Annotated in this window: 16 protein-coding genes and 1 tRNA gene; 6 read left to right on the top strand and 11 right to left on the bottom strand. The window is 73.6% G+C overall.

All coding sequences use genetic code 11. The annotated features are described in order from the left end of the window. Positions 1–16 precede the first annotated feature (16 nt). Positions 17–178: a hypothetical protein gene (locus JL106_RS00340; RefSeq protein WP_205258681.1), complete on the bottom strand. Its 162-nt coding sequence runs from the start codon at positions 176–178 to the stop codon at positions 17–19. Positions 179–455: 277 nt separating this feature from the next. After that, complete coding sequence (locus JL106_RS00345; RefSeq protein WP_205258682.1) at positions 456–1,394, bottom strand: LysR family transcriptional regulator; 939 nt, start codon at positions 1,392–1,394, stop codon at positions 456–458. 73 nt (positions 1,395–1,467) lie between these two features. Here JL106_RS00345 and JL106_RS00350 point away from each other — a divergent pair, with 73 nt between their 5' ends. Next, a complete protein-coding gene (locus JL106_RS00350) occupies positions 1,468–1,605 on the top strand; it encodes a hypothetical protein (protein ID WP_205258683.1) in 138 nt (45 codons plus the stop codon). A gap of 12 nt (positions 1,606–1,617) precedes the next feature. Here the strand turns inward: JL106_RS00350 and JL106_RS00355 are convergent, their stop codons facing one another. Further along, positions 1,618–2,109, bottom strand: coding sequence for a DUF3145 domain-containing protein (locus JL106_RS00355; protein ID WP_205258813.1), 492 nt, complete (start codon positions 2,107–2,109; stop codon positions 1,618–1,620). Positions 2,110–2,463: 354 nt separating this feature from the next. Here JL106_RS00355 and JL106_RS00360 point away from each other — a divergent pair, with 354 nt between their 5' ends. Together JL106_RS00360 and JL106_RS00365 are read left to right on the top strand one after the other, a co-directional pair. Then, positions 2,464–3,006 (top strand): hypothetical protein, encoded by a 543-nt coding sequence (locus JL106_RS00360; protein WP_205258684.1) that lies wholly within the window; start codon positions 2,464–2,466, stop codon positions 3,004–3,006. Continuing rightward, positions 3,003–4,502: a glycoside hydrolase family 3 protein gene (locus tag JL106_RS00365; RefSeq protein ID WP_205258685.1), complete on the top strand. Its 1,500-nt coding sequence runs from the start codon at positions 3,003–3,005 to the stop codon at positions 4,500–4,502. The genes JL106_RS00360 and JL106_RS00365 overlap by 4 nt, the downstream gene beginning before the upstream one ends. A gap of 54 nt (positions 4,503–4,556) precedes the next feature. Here the strand turns inward: JL106_RS00365 and JL106_RS00370 are convergent, their stop codons facing one another. The 7 genes from JL106_RS00370 to aceE form a co-directional block, all read right to left on the bottom strand. Continuing rightward, positions 4,557–5,780 (bottom strand): beta-ketoacyl-[acyl-carrier-protein] synthase family protein, encoded by a 1,224-nt coding sequence (locus JL106_RS00370; RefSeq protein WP_205258686.1) that lies wholly within the window; start codon positions 5,778–5,780, stop codon positions 4,557–4,559. Between the two features lie 245 nt (positions 5,781–6,025). Beyond that, positions 6,026–6,268: an acyl carrier protein gene (locus tag JL106_RS21365; RefSeq protein WP_205258687.1), complete on the bottom strand. Its 243-nt coding sequence runs from the start codon at positions 6,266–6,268 to the stop codon at positions 6,026–6,028. A gap of 221 nt (positions 6,269–6,489) precedes the next feature. Further along, on the bottom strand, positions 6,490–7,467 hold the full coding sequence (locus JL106_RS00380) for a beta-ketoacyl-ACP synthase III (protein WP_205258688.1): 978 nt from the start codon (positions 7,465–7,467) through the stop codon (positions 6,490–6,492). Beyond that, entirely contained in the window at positions 7,464–8,438 is a 975-nt protein-coding gene (locus JL106_RS00385; protein WP_205258689.1) for an ACP S-malonyltransferase, read from the bottom strand. Before JL106_RS00385 ends, JL106_RS00380 begins: the two co-directional genes overlap by 4 nt. A gap of 116 nt (positions 8,439–8,554) precedes the next feature. After that, a complete protein-coding gene (locus tag JL106_RS00390) occupies positions 8,555–9,853 on the bottom strand; it encodes a PucR family transcriptional regulator (RefSeq protein ID WP_205258690.1) in 1,299 nt (432 codons plus the stop codon). 122 nt (positions 9,854–9,975) lie between these two features. Beyond that, the gene (locus JL106_RS00395) at positions 9,976–10,179 is read right to left on the bottom strand and encodes a cold-shock protein (RefSeq protein WP_205258691.1); all 204 of its coding nucleotides are present in this window, start codon (positions 10,177–10,179) and stop codon (positions 9,976–9,978) included. A 339-nt stretch (positions 10,180–10,518) separates the two neighbouring features. Then, the gene (aceE, locus tag JL106_RS00400) at positions 10,519–13,350 is read right to left on the bottom strand and encodes a pyruvate dehydrogenase (acetyl-transferring), homodimeric type (RefSeq protein ID WP_407940056.1); all 2,832 of its coding nucleotides are present in this window, start codon (positions 13,348–13,350) and stop codon (positions 10,519–10,521) included. A 388-nt stretch (positions 13,351–13,738) separates the two neighbouring features. Between aceE and JL106_RS00405 the strand changes: the two genes are divergently transcribed. The 3 genes from JL106_RS00405 to JL106_RS00415 all read left to right on the top strand — a co-directional run bounded on the left by JL106_RS00405 (position 13,739) and on the right by JL106_RS00415 (position 14,907). Continuing rightward, a complete protein-coding gene (locus JL106_RS00405) occupies positions 13,739–14,164 on the top strand; it encodes a DUF3052 domain-containing protein (RefSeq protein ID WP_205258692.1) in 426 nt (141 codons plus the stop codon). Positions 14,165–14,211: 47 nt separating this feature from the next. Next, positions 14,212–14,688, top strand: a complete 477-nt coding sequence (locus JL106_RS00410) for a redoxin domain-containing protein (protein WP_328840848.1) — start codon at positions 14,212–14,214, stop codon at positions 14,686–14,688. Positions 14,689–14,832: 144 nt separating this feature from the next. After that, positions 14,833–14,907: transfer RNA gene (locus JL106_RS00415), tRNA-Val, on the top strand. Positions 14,908–14,930: 23 nt separating this feature from the next. Here the strand turns inward: JL106_RS00415 and JL106_RS00420 are convergent. Then, positions 14,931–15,875 carry a PP2C family protein-serine/threonine phosphatase gene (locus JL106_RS00420; RefSeq protein WP_205258693.1) on the bottom strand — a complete coding sequence of 315 codons (945 nt, stop codon included), beginning with the start codon at positions 15,873–15,875 and terminating at the stop codon, positions 14,931–14,933. Positions 15,876–16,042: the final 167 nt, after the last annotated feature.

Consider the following 16,042-nt stretch of genomic DNA (forward strand, 5'->3'; position numbering starts at 1 on the left):
CCTCCTCGGGAAGGGGTCAGGCGGGGTGCTCGGCAGCGGCGTGGGTGGTGGTACCGGAGTGCGTGGAGGTGCCGGAGTGCGTGGAGGTGCCGGAGTGCGTGGAGGTGCCGGAGTGGGCGGCGAGGCAGCGGGCCGGCATCGGGGGCCGGCGCCGAGGGACGGCGTCGTCCAGCGTCATGGCGCGTCACCTCACGTCGGTGGAAGGTGGTCCGGACCTGCGCCGCGACCGGCGGGTTCACCGGGCGACCGACGACCGGCCGGCCGTGCCGCACAGGGCATCCGGCCGATCATCACACGGAGATGGCGCACACCCGGAGGTGACGCACGCCACGAATGTAGGATGCATCGACCGGCTGGTCAACAACCCCCGGCGGGCCCGGGCGCGTCGGACGGACGAGAGCCGGTCGCGGGCAAGGATTTCGTCCGCCACGGGTCGGGGCCGCCCAGGAGACCGTTCAGGATCCGACGGCTGTCAGCGCAGCCTCGTCGCCGGCCGTGATGCCCACCGCGCGCAGGGCGGCCAGCACCGGCGCGATGTGCGGCTGCAGCTGCGTGCCCGCCCGTACCAGGGAGCCGATGCGGCGCACCGGCCGGGTGCCCCGCACGGGCCGGACGACGACGGGGGCCTGTGCGGCCACCGACCGGGCCAGCCGGGGGAGCAGGGCCACCCCGGCCCCGGCGGCGACCAGGGCGATGGAGCCGCTGAACTCGTCGGCCATGTGCCGGACCTGCGGACGGAAGCCGGCCGCCTCACAGGCGGCGAGAGTGATCTGCCAGCAGGGCACTCCGGGGATGTTGAGGATCCAGTCCTCGTCGGTCAACGAGGACAGGTCGACGGTGTCGTCATCGGCGAGCGGGTGTCCCAGGGGGAGCACGACGTCCATCACGTCGTCGAGCAGGTGCTCGCTGGCCAGCCGGGTGTCGCCGTCCGTGGGGTCCAGGTCGCCGGCGGTGAGCATCAGGGCGACGTCGACCCGTCGGCCCAGCAGGGCGTCGGCCGCCTCTTCCGGCTGCACCTCGCGCACTTCGACCCGCAACCGGGACGTGGCCGCGACCCGGCGCAGCACCGGCACGGCCAGCGCGGGGATGGCGGACGGGAACGACCCGAGCCGGACGGTGCCACCGTCGCCGTCCCGGAAGGCGGCCAGGTCGGACTGGGCGTGCTCGAGCTGGGTGAAGATCGCGTGCGCGTGACCCAGCAGCAGTCGGGCGGCTTCGGTCAGCCGGACCCGGCGCCCGTCCGGCTCCAGCATGGGAGTGCCGGCTTCGCGGGACAGCGCGGCCAACTGCTGGGACACCGCCGACGGCGTCAGGTGCACGGCGGCCGCAGTGGCGGCCACCGTGCCGCACCGGTCGAGTTCGCGGAGGATCTCCAGGCGCCGCAGATCGAGCATGCAGGAACGCTACCGAATTCGGTGAAGAACAAACAGATGGACTGGTCGGATCGGCCGGGCCAGTGTCATCGGCATGACTCTGCTGCTGATCGTCCTCGTGCTCGCCGTCCTGGCCGTGCTGGGTCCGCTGGCCGGAGCCGACAGCCGCCGCTCCGGCGGCTGGTCGTCCCGTGCCCAGGACGGACCGTTGTGGGAGACGCCCCGCTGGTAGTTCCCGCCCGGGTCAGCCGACCTGGTGCAACCAGGTCACGACCGAGCCCTCGCCGGCGCGGCGGAACGGCTCCAGCTCACGGTCGATGTCGGCGCCCAGCAGCGCGGACAGCGCGTGCCGGGCCGACTCCCAGCCGTCCGCCCGGTCCAGCACGGCCCGGACCTGGTCCTCGCCGATCATCACGTCGCCGTTGGCCGACATGGGGGCACGCCAGATGGGACGGTTCGGCAGGTGGCAGATGCGCTCGCCGTCGTTGCCGGGACTGGCCTCCTCAGTCACCTCGAAGCGCAGCATCGGCCACGTCCGCAGGGCCTGGGCCAGCCGGTTGCCGGTGCCGGCATCGCCGGTCCAGCTCACATCGGCGCGCAACTGCCCCGGCGCAGCCGGCTGCGCCGTCCAGGCGAGCGTGACCCGTGCGCCGAGCACGCCACTGATTGCCCATTCGACGTGCGGGCACAGCGCCGCCGGCGCCGCGTGCACGAACACCACCCCGCGAGTGACCACCGTCCACCTCCGTTCGATCTCCTGCGTCTTCCCCAACGAGGTGATCGAGTGCGGCGTGCGGTGCCAGGGTGTCCCGGACCATGCATGACGTGACTTGCAGGCCGGCGGACCGGCCTGGCTGTCACTGCCAGTGATGTTCCTTGACCATTGTGCACACTCGGCCACCGACCCGTCCAGTACCCGATGTCGATCGTTCCGCGGCAGCGGTGTGTCGCTCGGCGTGTCCTCGATCGCAGTGCTATCGCCCGACGGAGGGACAACCGCCCCGGCCGGGACGGCGTCCACCACTCCGGGATCCGCACCGGCGGCCCCGCCGTGCTGATCCTCCGGAGGCCGTCACCCGTGCAGTGCAGCGTGTCACGACTCACCGTCGTCCTGGCGACCGTGGTCGCCGTGATCGCCGTCGCCGGCGCCGCGACCGCGTGGACGCTCGGGCACCGGCCGCTGACGGCCGCGGTGGCCCCGTGGGAGCCGTCCGTCCCGGACGGCAGCGGCACGGTCGAGCTCACCGATCCCGCAGCCGGGGCGGCCGACCACCCGCGGTCCGCCGAGATCCAGGCCGTGCTCCAGGACTACTTCGACGGCATCAACCAGCAGGACTGGTCGCGGTGGGCGTCCGCGGTGGCTCCGGGCCAGCGCGCCGCCCAGCAGGCCGAGTGGTGGACCGAGCGCTACTCGACCACGGCCGACTCGGCGATCCGGATCGTCGACGTGCAGGAACGGCCGCTGCGAGCCCGGGTGTGGTTCGCCTCCCAGCAGCACCCGGCGTACGCGCCGGCGGACCTGCCGGTCGCGTGCATCAGCTGGGACCTCACGTACCTGTTCGCCGACCAGGACGGCAGGCTGGTCATCAACGGCATCGACCCGACCAATCAGCAGATGACGGAGTGCCCATGACCCGACCACCCGCCCGCTCCGTCCGCCGGACGGCGGCCCGGCGGTGGCGGCCGGTACTGACGGCGACCGCCGCGGCGGTACTGCTCGCCGCCTGCGACTCGGGCACCGGCGATGCACTTCAGGACCGCACCACCGCCAGCACGGCGGTCATGTCGCCGTCCTCGGTGTCAGAGACCGCGCCGCGGTCGACGTCCTCGTCGGTGTCGGCGTCGGTGTCCTCGTCGCTGGACGGGCGGTCGACCGGCGCGTCGGCGCCCACCGCCACGGCCAGCCCGCCGCCGAGCCCCGAGCCGACGCCCACCGCCGCGCCGACCCCGGAACCGGACCCCGACGGGCCCGGCCCGATCACGGCCGACGACCTGCGCGCGGCCACCGAGCTGGTCGCCGGCATGACGGACGAGGAGCGGGCCGGCGCGGTCATCATGGCCAACTCGGCCCACGCCGTCGGCACCGACCTCGTCGCGCGGCTGCACCTGGGCGGCGTCATCCTCATGGGCAGCCGCGGCGTCGTCGACGGCACCACCGGTGGCACGCCCGCGCAGGTGCGGGCGGTCACCGACGCGGTGCAGGCCCAGGTGCTGGCGGGCCGACCGCCGGCGCTGATCGCCACCGACCAGGAGTACGGCACGGTCGCCCGGCTGGTGAACGGCTTCACCGCCTTCCCCGGCGCCGACGAGCTCGGTGCCGTGGACGACCTGGCCACGGCGGCCGAGCTGACCCGGCAGACCGCGGCCGCCGCCGCGGCCGAGCTGCGAGCGGTCGGCATCACCGTCGACTTCGCGCCGGTCGCCGACGTGCTCCCGGTCTCCGGGGCGTCCTCCATCGGCGACCGCTCCTACGGCACCGACCCCGACCGGGTCGCCGCCCTCACCGCGGCGGCCGTGATCGGCTACCAGTCCGGCGGGGTGGCAGCCACGGTCAAGCACTTCCCGGGCATCGGCTCGCTCGCGGCCGACACCCACCAGACACTGCCCACCCTGGGCCAGGACTGCGCGCAGTGGAACGAGCACGAACGCCCGCCGTTCCGGGCTGCGGTGGACGCCGGCGTGGCCATGGTCATGACCGGGCACGTCCGGTTGCCCGCGGTCGACGGGGCACTCGGGCCGACCAGCCTGTCCCCTCGGGTCGTCACCCAGCTGCTGCGCGGCACCGGAGACGTCGCCGGCTGTCAGGGCCTGGGCTACGGCGGGATCGCGGTGAGCGACGCCCTGGAGATGGACCCGGTGGCCGACCGCTACGACTCGGCGGCCGCTGCTGTGCAAGCGTTGTCGGCCGGGCAGGACCTGCTGTTGATGCCGGTCGACCCGGAGGCGGCCCACCAGGGCGTCGTCACCGCGGTGCGGGACGGATCCCTGGACCCGGCCCGGTTGGCCGAGGCCGCGACCCGGGTCACCGCGCTGCGGATCGCCGGCGCCCGGACCCCGCAGCCCGGGCTCGAGGTGGTCGGTTCGGCCGAGCACCAGGCCCTGGTCGACCGGGTGGACGCCGCGGCCTGACCGGCCGCGGTCACCCGCGGCACGGAGCGGACGGACCGACCGGCGCGGGCGGGGTCAGGCGCCGGTGAAGACCAGGGCCACGTTGTGGCCGCCGAAGCCGAAGGAGTCGTTCACGGCGGCGGTCAGCGGCACCGATCGGGTCTCAGTGGCCACGTCGACCTTGATCTCCGGGTCCAGCTCGACCAGGTTGCGCACGCCCGGCACCGTGTTGTCGTGCACGGCCATGAGCGTGGCGATGGCCTCGACGGCACCGGAGGCGCCCAGCATGTGGCCGGTCATCGACTTGGTCGCGGTGACCACCGGGTGGTCGCCGATGGCCCGCAGGATGGTCTTGCTCTCTGCGACGTCGCCCACCGGGGTGGACGTGGCGTGCGCGTTCACGTGGCCGATGTCCATCGTGGTCAGCTCGGCGGTCCGCAGGGCCTTGCCGATGGCCCGGGCCGAGCCCTCGCCGTCGGGCTCGGGAGCGGTGATGTGGAAGGCGTCGTTGGACATGCCGATGCCGGCCAGCCGGCCGTAGATCCGAGCGCCGCGGGCGCGGGCGAACTCGCCGCGCTCCAGCACCATCATCCCGGCGCCCTCGCCCAGGACGAAGCCGTCCCGGTGGGTGTCGAACGGGCGGCAGGCGGTCTCCGGGTCGGCGTTGCTGGTCATGGCGCGCATCTGGGCGAAGCCGGCGACCGGCAGCTGGTGGGTGACGGCCTCGGCGCCACCGGCGATGACCACGTCGACCTCGCCGGACTTGATGAGCCGGTAGGCCCAGGCCAGCGCCTCGGCGCCGGAGGCGCACGCGGACACCGGGGCGTGCACGCCGCCGCGGGCCTTGGCCCACAGCCCGACGGCCGCCGCCGGCCCGTTCGGCATCAGCATCGGGATGGTCAGCACGGCGACCTTGCGCAGGCCGTCGGTCTCCAGCACGTCGTCCTGCCCGAGCAGGGTCAGCGCCCCGCCGATGCCGGTGCCGACCACCGCGCCCAGCCGCTCCGGGTCCAGCTCGGGCTCGCCGGCGTCGGTCCAGGCCTCGCGGGCGGCGATGAGTGCGACCTGCTGGCTGCGGTCCAGTCGCCGGGCCTCGACCCGGGGGAGCACTTCGGTCGGCTCGACGGCCAGCGGGGCGTGCACGTGCACCGGCAGACCGAACCGCTCCACCCATTCCTCGGTGAGCGGCCGGATGCCGTTGCGGCCCTCCAGCATGCCCTGCCAGGTCTCCGGGGCGGTCCCGCCCAGCGGGGTGGTCGCGCCGATCCCGGTGACGACGACGTCGTGGTCGGTGCTCATCGTGATCCTCCGTGGTGGGGCGGGGCGCCCGCAGCGGGGCGACCGGTGGTTCGGTGACCGAGGGTTCTCGGTCGGCGCCCGGTCGGGGAGGTCCGGGACGTCTGCGGTGCTGGGAAGGGTGCGGGGTGGGACGCGGGGGGCGGGGGGGGGGGGGGGGGGGCCGCCGCGGGGGGGGGGGGGGGGGGGGGGGGTGGGGGGGGGGGGGCCCCCCCCCCCCCGGGGGGGGGGGGGGGCCCCCCGGCGGATCAGGCCCTGTGGCTCTCGATGTAGGCGACGGCATCGCCCACGGTCTTGAGGTTGGCCAGCTCGTCGTCCGGGATCTTGACGCCGAAGCGGTCCTCGGCCTGGACGGCGATCTCCACCATCGACAGCGAGTCGATGTCCAGGTCGTCGGTGAACGACTTGTCGGCGGTGACGTCCGCCGCGCTGACGCCGGCCACCTCCTCGACGATCTCGGCCAGGCCGGTGAGGGTGTCCTCGTTGCTCACGGTGTTTCCTTTCGGTTCTCCAACTGGGGCACTGCGGCTGCCGGATCGGGAGTCGATCGGGCGGCGGCGTCGGGGGGCACTGCCGCTGCGGCCACCGGTGGCTGACCTGCTGCATCGTGGTGGTCGCAGATGCGGTGGCCTCGACCCCGGCCGACGCGCTGCGCCGCATTGTGCCGCACCGGGGGCGCCCGATCGGGCCTGACGCACCCGGAGCCGGTCCGTCACGGGCACACGAAGACCTGCCCGGCGAACGTCAACCCGGCGCCGAAGCCGACGGCCAGGACGAGGGCACCGGAGCGCACCTGTCCGGCGGCCCGCATCCGGTCCAGGGCGATCGGGATCGAGGCGGACGAGGTGTTGCCGGTGGTGATGATGTCCCGGCCCACGAGCAGGTCGGGGCGCGCCCCCGCGGCGATCACCTTCTTGGCGACGGCATCGATGATGCGCAGATTGGCCTGGTGCGGCACCAGCACGTCGATGTCGGCCAGCGAGACTCCGGCGCGCTCGGCGGCCTCGATCGCGACCGGGGCGATGGCGCTGGTCGCCCAGCGGAACACCGTCTGGCCCTCCTGGAACAGCCGGCCGCTGCGGTCGGGGATGTGGATGGTCTGGGTGTGCTGCTCGTCGCTGCCCCAAGCCACCGGTCCGATCCCGGGGGTGTCGGAGGCGGTGACCACGGCGGCGCCGGCGCCGTCGGCGAAGATGATCGCCGTGGCCCGGTCGGCCGGATCGGTCCAGGACGTCAGCTTCTCCGACCCGATCATCAGCACGGTGCGGGCGCTGCCGGTCCGCACCGCGTGATCGGCGGCGGCCAGCCCATAACAGAACCCGGCGCAGGCGGCGTTGAGGTCGAAGGCGCCGGGCGCCCTGATCCCCAGCAGTGCCGCGACCTGCGTCGCCGTGTGCGGGACCTGGACCTCTGCGGTGCAGGTGGCCACGATGACGGTGTCGATGTCGGCCGGGGTCATGCCCGCCTCGGCCATGGCCTTGGCCGCGGCCGTCGCTCCCATGGTGGCCACGGTGTCCTCGGGTGAGGCGAACCGGCGCTCGGCGATGCCGACCCGCGACTGGATCCACTCGTCGTTGGTGTCCATGATCTGCGCGAGATCGTCGTTGGTGACGACCTTCTCCGGTCGGTAGTGACCCAGTCCCGCGATGCGGGACCCGGGGGAGGTGGGGGCCAGTCTGATGCCCGTCATGCCGGAACCTCCGCGGTCTCGTGATCGGTGTCGGACTGCCGGGGTTCGGCGTGCCGCGCGACGAACTCGGCGGCCGTGTCCAGGTCGTCCGGCGTCTTCAGGGCGAACGTCTCGACCGGTCGCTCGGCGGTCTTCCCGCCCAGTTCCCGCTTCACCAGGCCGACCAGGGTGCCGGCCGGCGGGAGCTCCAGCACGCCGGTCACGCCCAGGGCGGCGAGCGTGGCCATGCAACGGTCCCAGCGGACCGGCCGGGTCACCTGGGCGCCGAGCAGGTCCAGGAACGCCCGGCCGCCGTCCACCACGCTGCCGTCGGCGTTGGTCAGCAGCGGCCGGTCCGGATCCCGCGGGGTGAGGGCGGCGAGGGCCTCGCCCAGGGCCGGCCGGGCCGGCTCCATGAACGCGGTGTGGAACGCACCGGCCACCGGCAGGGCGATGACGCGGGTGCCCACCGGCGGCTCGGCGACCAGCGCCTCGATGGCGGCGGTCGCGCCCGCGGCCACGATCTGCCCGGCGCCGTTCACGTTGGCCGGGGTCAGCGCCATGCCGGTGAGGACCTCGGTGACCGCGTCGGGATCGCCCCCCATCACCGCGGCCATGGACGACGGGGCCTCGGCGCAGGCTGCGCCCATGGCCCGTCCGCGCACCCCGGCCAGGGCGACCGCGTCGGCCGGAGCGAGCACGCCGGCGACGGCCGCCGCGGCCAGCTCACCGACCGAGTGGCCGGCCACGACGCCGCCCGGCGGCACGGCCAGCCGCGCTGCGCCCAGCAGCGACGCCGCCACGATCAGCGGCTGGGTGACCGCAGTGTCCTTGATCTCCTCGGCGTCGGCCTCGGTGCCGAGCCGCCGCAGGTCGAGGCCGGCCCGTTCGGAGAACCGACCGAGCAGCTCCGCCAGGCCTGGTACCTCCAGCCAGGGGGTGAGCATGCCGGGCTTCTGGGCGCCCTGTCCGGGACACACGATCGCAAGCACGGGTTCACCCAATCACGCCCGGGGCGTCGCCGCGCTGCCGCGCCACACCAAGTCGCACCGGGCGGTTTGGAGGGATCCTCCAACGGCATCCAGTGGTTGCGCCAAGTTGATCGTGGTCAGGGTCGGACGTCGGGATCGCCGGTGGCATCGGCCAGCCGCCCCAGGATGACGGCGGTGCGCAGGACGGCCAGGTCCCGGGGGTGCCACGGATCGCGGCCGGTGATCTCGGTGACGCGGCGCAGCCGGTACCGGACGGTGTTGGGGTGGACGAAGAGCGACCGGGCGGCCGGCTCGAGCCCACCGCCGGCGGTCAGGTAGGCGTCGATGGTGTCGAGCAGGCCGCCCGAGGCGGCGGCCAGCGGCTGGTAGACCGTGCCGCGCAGCCGGCGGGCCGCCCGCTCGTCGCCGGCGAGCACCCGTTCCACCAGCAGGTCGTCGGCGTCGATGGGGCGGGGCGCCGCCGGCCAGGCCGACGCCACCCGCAGTCCCGCGGCCGCCTCGGCCGCCGATCCGGTCGCCCCGCGCAGCCCGGTGCCCGACCGCCCGGTCACCACCGGTCCGGACCCGAAGTGCTGCAACAACTCCGGATCCCGCACCGCGGTTTCCAGATCGGCGTCCGGATCGATTCCCGGTCCGGCCGCGACGACGACCACCAGCCGGTCACCTTGCACGCCGGCCAGGGCCCGGCGGCCCGACGCCCAGTCGGCCACCGCGTCCAGCACCTCGGCCCGGTCGCCGGCCGGAGCGGTGCCGACCACCACCCGGACGGCCGCGGTCGGGTCCCAGTCCAGGGCGGCGGCCCGGGCCGACAGCGTGGCCGGGTCCTCGCCGCGGACGATCCCGTCCACCACCGCCGCCTCCAGCCGGGCGTCCCAGGCGCCCCGCGTCTCGGCGGCGATGGCGTACACGGATGCCGCGGCGAAGGCCACCTCACGGCTGTAGCGCAGCAGCGACTCGCGCAATGCGGCGGTCTCGGTGGGGCCGTCGGCCAGGGTGGGCAGGTGTTCCTCGGCCACCACGATGGCGATCCGCAGCAGCTCGACGGTGCGGCGCAACGGCAGGCTGCGGGTGAACTCCCTCGGGGCCGCGCTGAACACCTCGCCGGTGATGCGCTGCCCGGCGGCCGGGTGGTTGACCCACCGGGTGTAGCCCGAGATGCCGGCCTGCGCGACCAGCGTGACCCAGGACCGCTGCTGGGCAGACAGATCGCCGAACCAGGACAGCCGCTGGTCCATCAGGGCCACCGACAGCCGCGCCAGCCGACCCGCGGCGCGCTCCACGGCGGTGAGGGTGGCGTCGCTGACCCCCGGAGCGGTGCTGGCCCGGGCCGACCGCGACGCGGAGCCCGGCGTCGGGAACGACCCGAGCCGCGCGGCGGTGACCTCGGGGTCGGGGTCGGGGTCCGGGTCGGTCACCGGGTCAGTGAACCACCGGCGGGTCGCCCCGCCGGCCAGCCACCACACGGGGCGGGAATGCAGCGAGGCCGGTACCGCGGGACGGACCCGGGTACCGGCCTCGCCGGTGCATCATCGGAAGCTCAGGCGGGGGTGACACCCGTCGCCTGCGGCCCCTTCGGGGACTGCTCGACCTCGAACGTCACCCGCTGCCCCTCCTCGAGGGACTTGTAGCCGCTGCCGTTGATGGCGGAGTAGTGGACGAAGACGTCACCGGAACCGTCGTCGGGGGAGATGAAGCCGTAGCCCTTCTCCGCGTTGAACCACTTCACAGTGCCCTGCGCCATGCTTGCTCTCCTCGAGCGTTGTCCGCGGACCCCCGCGGGGTGGAACACCCCGGGCGGACCTTCTCCGTCCGGGGGGATGCGCTTACCCCCGCCGGATGCCTTGCGGCACCAAGGAGAAGAGCAACAACGGACGGAGCGTACAACGTGTGCTGATCGGTGGACCAGCCCTGTTCGAGATCATCTGCGGGCAATTCCGGGCCGGTCACCGCCCTTGGTGATCACAGCCAGACCAGCCGGGCGAGATGTCCGGAACGCCCGATCTCGCCGGGCGCTCCGGTCGCTCCGGTGGTACGGCGCGATCGTGTGACCGCGCCGTACTGGGAGCCCGTGGACGAGGGCTCAGGACTCGCCGCCGGCGTTGCCGGACCGGCCCGCCCGCACGTCGTCGAGCTGGTAGCGCTGCGCCGCCTCGGCCGCCGCGCCGGCCCGGTACTCGCCGCGCCGCTCCAACGCGGCCAGCGTGGCCACCACCATCGACGGGCCGTCGATGAGGAAGTGGCGACGCGCGGCCGGCCGGGTGTCGGAGAAGCCGAAACCGTCCGCGCCCAGCGCGACGTATTCACCCGGCACCCACGGAGCGATGAGGTTCTGCACCGCGCGCTGGTAGTCGCTGGTCGCCACCACCGGGCCCGGCCGGTCCTGCAGCACCTGGGTGATGTACGGGACGCGCTGCGCCGCACCGGGATCCAGCAGCCGGGCCCGTTCGACGCCCTCGGCCTCGCGACTCAGCTCGGACCAGCTGGTGACCGAGAAGACGTCGGCGGCGACCGACCACTCCTCGCTGAGCAGCTGCTGGGCCTCCAGCGCCCACCGCACGCCGACGCCGGACGCCAGCAGCTGGGCCCGGGCCCGGCCGTCGGTGTCCTTGGCGGGGGACAGCAGGTAGATGCCCTTGAGCAGACCCTCGACGTCCAGGCCGTCGGGCTCGGCCGGCTGCTGGTACGGCTCGTTGTACATGGTGATGTAGTACGAGATGTTCTCGCCGCCGAGCACGCTCGCACCCGCTGCGTCCGTGGTGGCCTCGCCGTACATCCGGCGGATGCCGTCCTTGACGATGTGCCCGATCTCGTAGCCGTAGGCCGGGTCGTAGGCCACGATGTGCGGCTGCGTCGCAGCCAGCAGGTGCGAGTGGCCGTCGGCGTGCTGCAGGCCCTCACCGGTCAGCGTGGTGCGACCCGCGGTGGCGCCCAGGATGAACCCGCGGCCCATCTGGTCGCCGACCGCCCAGAAGCCGTCGCCGGTCCGCTGGAATCCGAACATCGAGTAGAAGATGTACATCGGGATCAGCGGCTCGCCGTGGGTGGCGTAGCTGGTCGAGACGGCCGTGTAGGCGGCCGTCGAACCCGCCTCGTTGATGCCCTCGTGCAGCAGGACGCCCTGCTCGGACTCCTTGTAGGCGAGCATCAGGTTGGCGTCCACCGCGGTGTACAGCTGCCCGTGCGGGTTGTAGATCTTCTGCGCCGGGAAGAACGAGTCCATGCCGAAGGTGCGGGCCTCGTCCGGGATGATCGGGACGATCCGCTTGCCGATGCCCTCGTCCTTGAACAGGTCTCGGACCAGCCGGACGAACGCCATCGTGGTGGCGACCTCCTGCTTGCCCGAACCCCGCTTCATGACGTCGAAGACCGTGTCGTCCGGCATGGCCAGCGGCTTCGCCGTCACCCGACGCTCCGGCACGAATCCGCCGAGCGCCCGCCGCCGCTCCAGCAGGTACTTGATCTCCTCGGCGTCCTGGCCGGGGTGGTAGTACGGCGGCTGGTACGGGTCAGCCTCGAGCTGTGCGTCGTCGATCGGGATCTGCAGCTCGTCCCGGAACGCCTTGAGGTTGTCCAGGGTCAGCTTCTTCATCTGGTGCGTGGCGTTGCGACCCTCGAACGACGAGCCGAGGTGGAAGCCCTTGATCGTCTTGGCCAGGATGACCGTCGGCTGGCCGACGTGCCGGGTCGCGGCCGCGTAGGCGGCGTAGATCTTCCGGTAGTCGTGGCCGCCGCGCTTCAGTCCCCAGATCTGGTCGTCGGTCATGTCGGAGACCATCGCCTTGGTGATCGGGTCGCGACCGAAGAAGTGGTCACGGACGTAGGCGCCGTCGTTGGCCTTGTACGTCTGGTAGTCACCGTCGGGAGTGGCGTTCATCAGGTTGACCAGCGCGCCCTCGCGGTCTGCGGCCAGCAGCGGGTCCCATTCGCGGCCCCAGATGGTCTTCACGACGTTCCAGCCGGCGCCGCGGAAGAACGCCTCCAGCTCCTGGATGATCTTGCCGTTGCCCCGGACCGGGCCGTCCAGGCGCTGCAGGTTGCAGTTGATGACGAAGGTCAGGTTGTCCAGACCGTCCAGGGCGGCCACGTGGATCATGCCGCGCGACTCGACCTCGTCGAGCTCGCCGTCACCGAGGAACGCCCAGACGTGCTGGTCCGAGGTGTCCTTGATGCCGCGGTGGTGCAGGTAGCGGTTGATCCGGGCCTGCTGGATGGCGTTCATCGGGCCCAAGCCCATGGACACCGTCGGGTACTCCCAGAAGTCCGGCATCAACCGGGGATGCGGGTACGAGGGGATCCCGCCGGGGTGGGACAGCTCCTGCCGGAAGCCGTCCAGTCGATCGGCCGACAGCCGGCCCTCCAGGAAGGCGCGGGCGTACATGCCGGGCGAGGCGTGGCCCTGGAAGAAGACGTGGTCGCCGCCGCCGGGGTGATCCTTGCCCCGGAAGAAGTGGTTGAAGCCGACCTCGTAGAGGCTGGCCGACGACGCGTAGGTGGACAGGTGACCGCCCACGCCGATGCCCGGTCGCTGGGCGCGGTGCACCATCACCGCCGCGTTCCACCGGATCCATCGCCGGTAGCGACGCTCGATCTCCTCGTCACCGGGGAAGTCGGGCTCGGCCTCGGTGGCGATGGTGTTGATGTAGTCGGTGGTGGTCAGGGCCGGGAGCCCGATGTGCCGATCCCGGGCGCGCTCCAGCATCCGCATCATCAGGTAGCGCGCTCGCTGCCGGCCGTCCGCGTCGACCATGGCGTCGAACGAGGACAACCACTCCTCGGTCTCCTCCGGATCCTGGTCCGGGATCTGCGCCGCAATGCCGTCCCGGATCAGGTTGTGGCGAGCGGGTCCCGCGTCGCCGGAGCCGTCGGCGGCCGGTCCGGCCGCCAGATCCGGGTGGTCCAGGGTGCCTGTCACTGTGATCCGCTCTCCTCGTGCGCTTCGGCCGCGGCCCTGGTGGAGCCGGACGGCCGGACGGGTGATCGCGCGGTGGTCGGAGCGGCGGTGGTCCTGCCTCCGGTCGTCCGCGGCACCGTCCATCCTGGACCATCCGCCGGGGCGGTGGTCCGCTGGCCCGCTCGAGCGTCCCGCTCGACCCCTCGCGGCTGTCCGAGATGTCCCTGGCGAGGCCTCGACACGGGCGATCCCTGGCCATCCGACGGCGCGTTCGACGGGGTTGTGGGTTCTCCGGACGCGGTCGGCCGAATAAGGTGATCAGCCATGACGCAGGGACAGCGTCCGGTGGGTCGACGCGTTCGATCAACGGCCACGGACGCAGCGGTGGGAGAGGGTGCGGTGGGCGAGCGTGGGTGAGGTGGCGCAGTCGGGATCGGTCGCTGCCCGCCTGGGCCTGTCGGCGGGCGACACCGTGGGGGAGTTCGGCTACGACGACGACGTCGACCACGAGTTGCGTGACGCCGTCGAGGAGCTGGTCGGTGGCGAGCTGCTCGACGAGGACGCCGACGAGGTCCTCGACGCGGTGCTGCTGTGGTGGCGGGAGCAGGACGGCGACCTGACGGACGCACTCGTCGACAACATCTCGTTGCTGGCCGAGTCGGGGGTGATCTGGCTGCTGACGCCCAAGACCGGACGTCCGGGCGCGGTGGACCCCAGCGAGATCGCCGAGGCGACGCGGACGGCCGGGCTGGCCCAGACGACGACGGTGCCCGGCAGTCCCGGCTGGATGATCGCGCGGCTGGCACGGTCCAGGGCGGGTCGGCCCCGCCGGTGACCGGCGCCGGGCCGGGCACGACGGGCAGCCTCCCGCCGGACCGGCCCGTGGGCGTCGGGGACGGCGCGCCCGGGATGGCGCTGCGGGACCAGCACGGAGCGCCGGTCGACCTGGCATCCGTTCCCGCCTCCGGCCGGTCGGCGCTGGTGGTGTTCTTCCCGGCCGCCTGGACGCCGGTGTGCGCCGGCGAGCTCGAGGCGGTCCAGGCCGACCTGCCGAGCTTCCAGAACGCCCGTGTGCAGGTGCTGGCAGTCTCGACCGACCCGGTGCCGTCGCTGGCCGCCTGGGCGCGCCACCAGGGGTTCGGCTTCCCGGTGCTCAGCGACGCCTGGCCGCACGGTGCGGCGGCGCGGGCCTGGGGGATCTTCGACGAACGGTCCGGCACTGCCCGCCGCGGCACCTTCCTGGTCGACCCGACCGGGATGGTCAGGTTCGCCCAGCTCGGGCCGGTCGGGGTGCCGCGGGACACGGCGGCCTGGCGGGCGGCCGTGCGGGCGGTCACGTTCGGGTCGGATCCGGGGTGACGGGCGCCGGAGGACACCCGTCCGGGATGCCCCGATCGGCCTCCGGTGGGACGGCGATCTGGTAGGACTGGGGCCGCACGCGGCACCCGTCCGCCATTCCGGCCCCACAGGTCCGGACCGGCCGGACGGGCCGACGCGGCTCGAGGGCGTGTAGCTCAGCGGGAGAGCACCCGGTTTACACCCGGGCGGTCGCAGGTTCGAACCCTGTCGCGCCCACCACTGTCAGCGACGGAGCACCCGGTTCAGACCCGGGTGGTCGCCGCCACCAGCTGCATCGAGCGGGCGTCCGGTGCGCTGGGCACAGCGTCGCGCCGGACACACACGGCCAGCAGCGGCGCCGGCGTGCCGTCGCGGCGGCCGCGGTCGGCCGCCGCCCGACCCGCTGCCCGGGCCAGCCGGTCCAGCACCCGCTGAGGTGTTCCCTCGTCACGGACCATCTGCGCCAGCAGCGGCACGCCGGCCAGGTCGCCGGTGAACAGGTCGAGCACGGCGTCGTTGAATGCGAGCAGCACGTCGCCGGGCTGCAGGTGCACCGACCGGACCGGCCAGGTCGAGCCCTCCCACATGCCGAGCGGCAGGCTGTGGGTCCCGAGCAGGGACCGGGTGCCGTCCGCACGGACGAGCAGGGTCAGCCCGTGACCGGCGTCCACGAACCCGACCCGCCCGGCGGCGTCCACCGACGCGGCGAAGGCGGTGACGAACGCCGCGCGGGGCATCAGCTCCCGATGGGCCGCCGCGAATGCGGTGCCCAGCCGGTCGGCGGGGTGGTCGCCGGTGTGGTCGCCCGCTCCGGAACCGGCGTCGGCCCGCAGGGCCGCGCGAGCGGTGGCGTTGGCCGACACCCCGGCCCGGCCGCGGACCAGGGCGGTGGTGAGGGTGACCGTCAGGGTGTCGTGATCGATGAACCAGTCGCACCAGTCGCCGGACGCCTGCGGACTCCGCAGGTGCAGTGTTGCCACATGGTGTCCGGCCGGGGTGGCGCCAGAGGACCGCAGGGAGGCGCGGATCCGGGGTCGGGTGAGCGCCGCCGGACCGGAGCGCGGGGATCGGCCCGACGTCCGCCGGGGTGCCTCCGACGGTCCGGGAGCGCCGGTGGTGAGCGCGATGCCCGACCCGGTGGCCGTCCCGTTCGTCGAGGTCGCGGCGGCGGTGTCGACCTCGACCACCGAACTCGGTGCCTGGTGCATGACGGATCTGCCTCCCTCGACACACGGTGACTGAAGGGTCACTCTATGCGATCGGCAGCCCGATCGTCGGCCTCTCGGATGAACGGGGAGCGGCGACCCGCGGTCGGCCGGGTGCTCCGGCACCGGGTCGGGACGGTTGCCTGCCGGTGGTGGCGGGAACCTGCACC

This window comes from Nakamurella leprariae (genome assembly GCF_016918035.1).
Taxonomy (GTDB): domain Bacteria; phylum Actinomycetota; class Actinomycetes; order Mycobacteriales; family Nakamurellaceae; genus Nakamurella; species Nakamurella leprariae.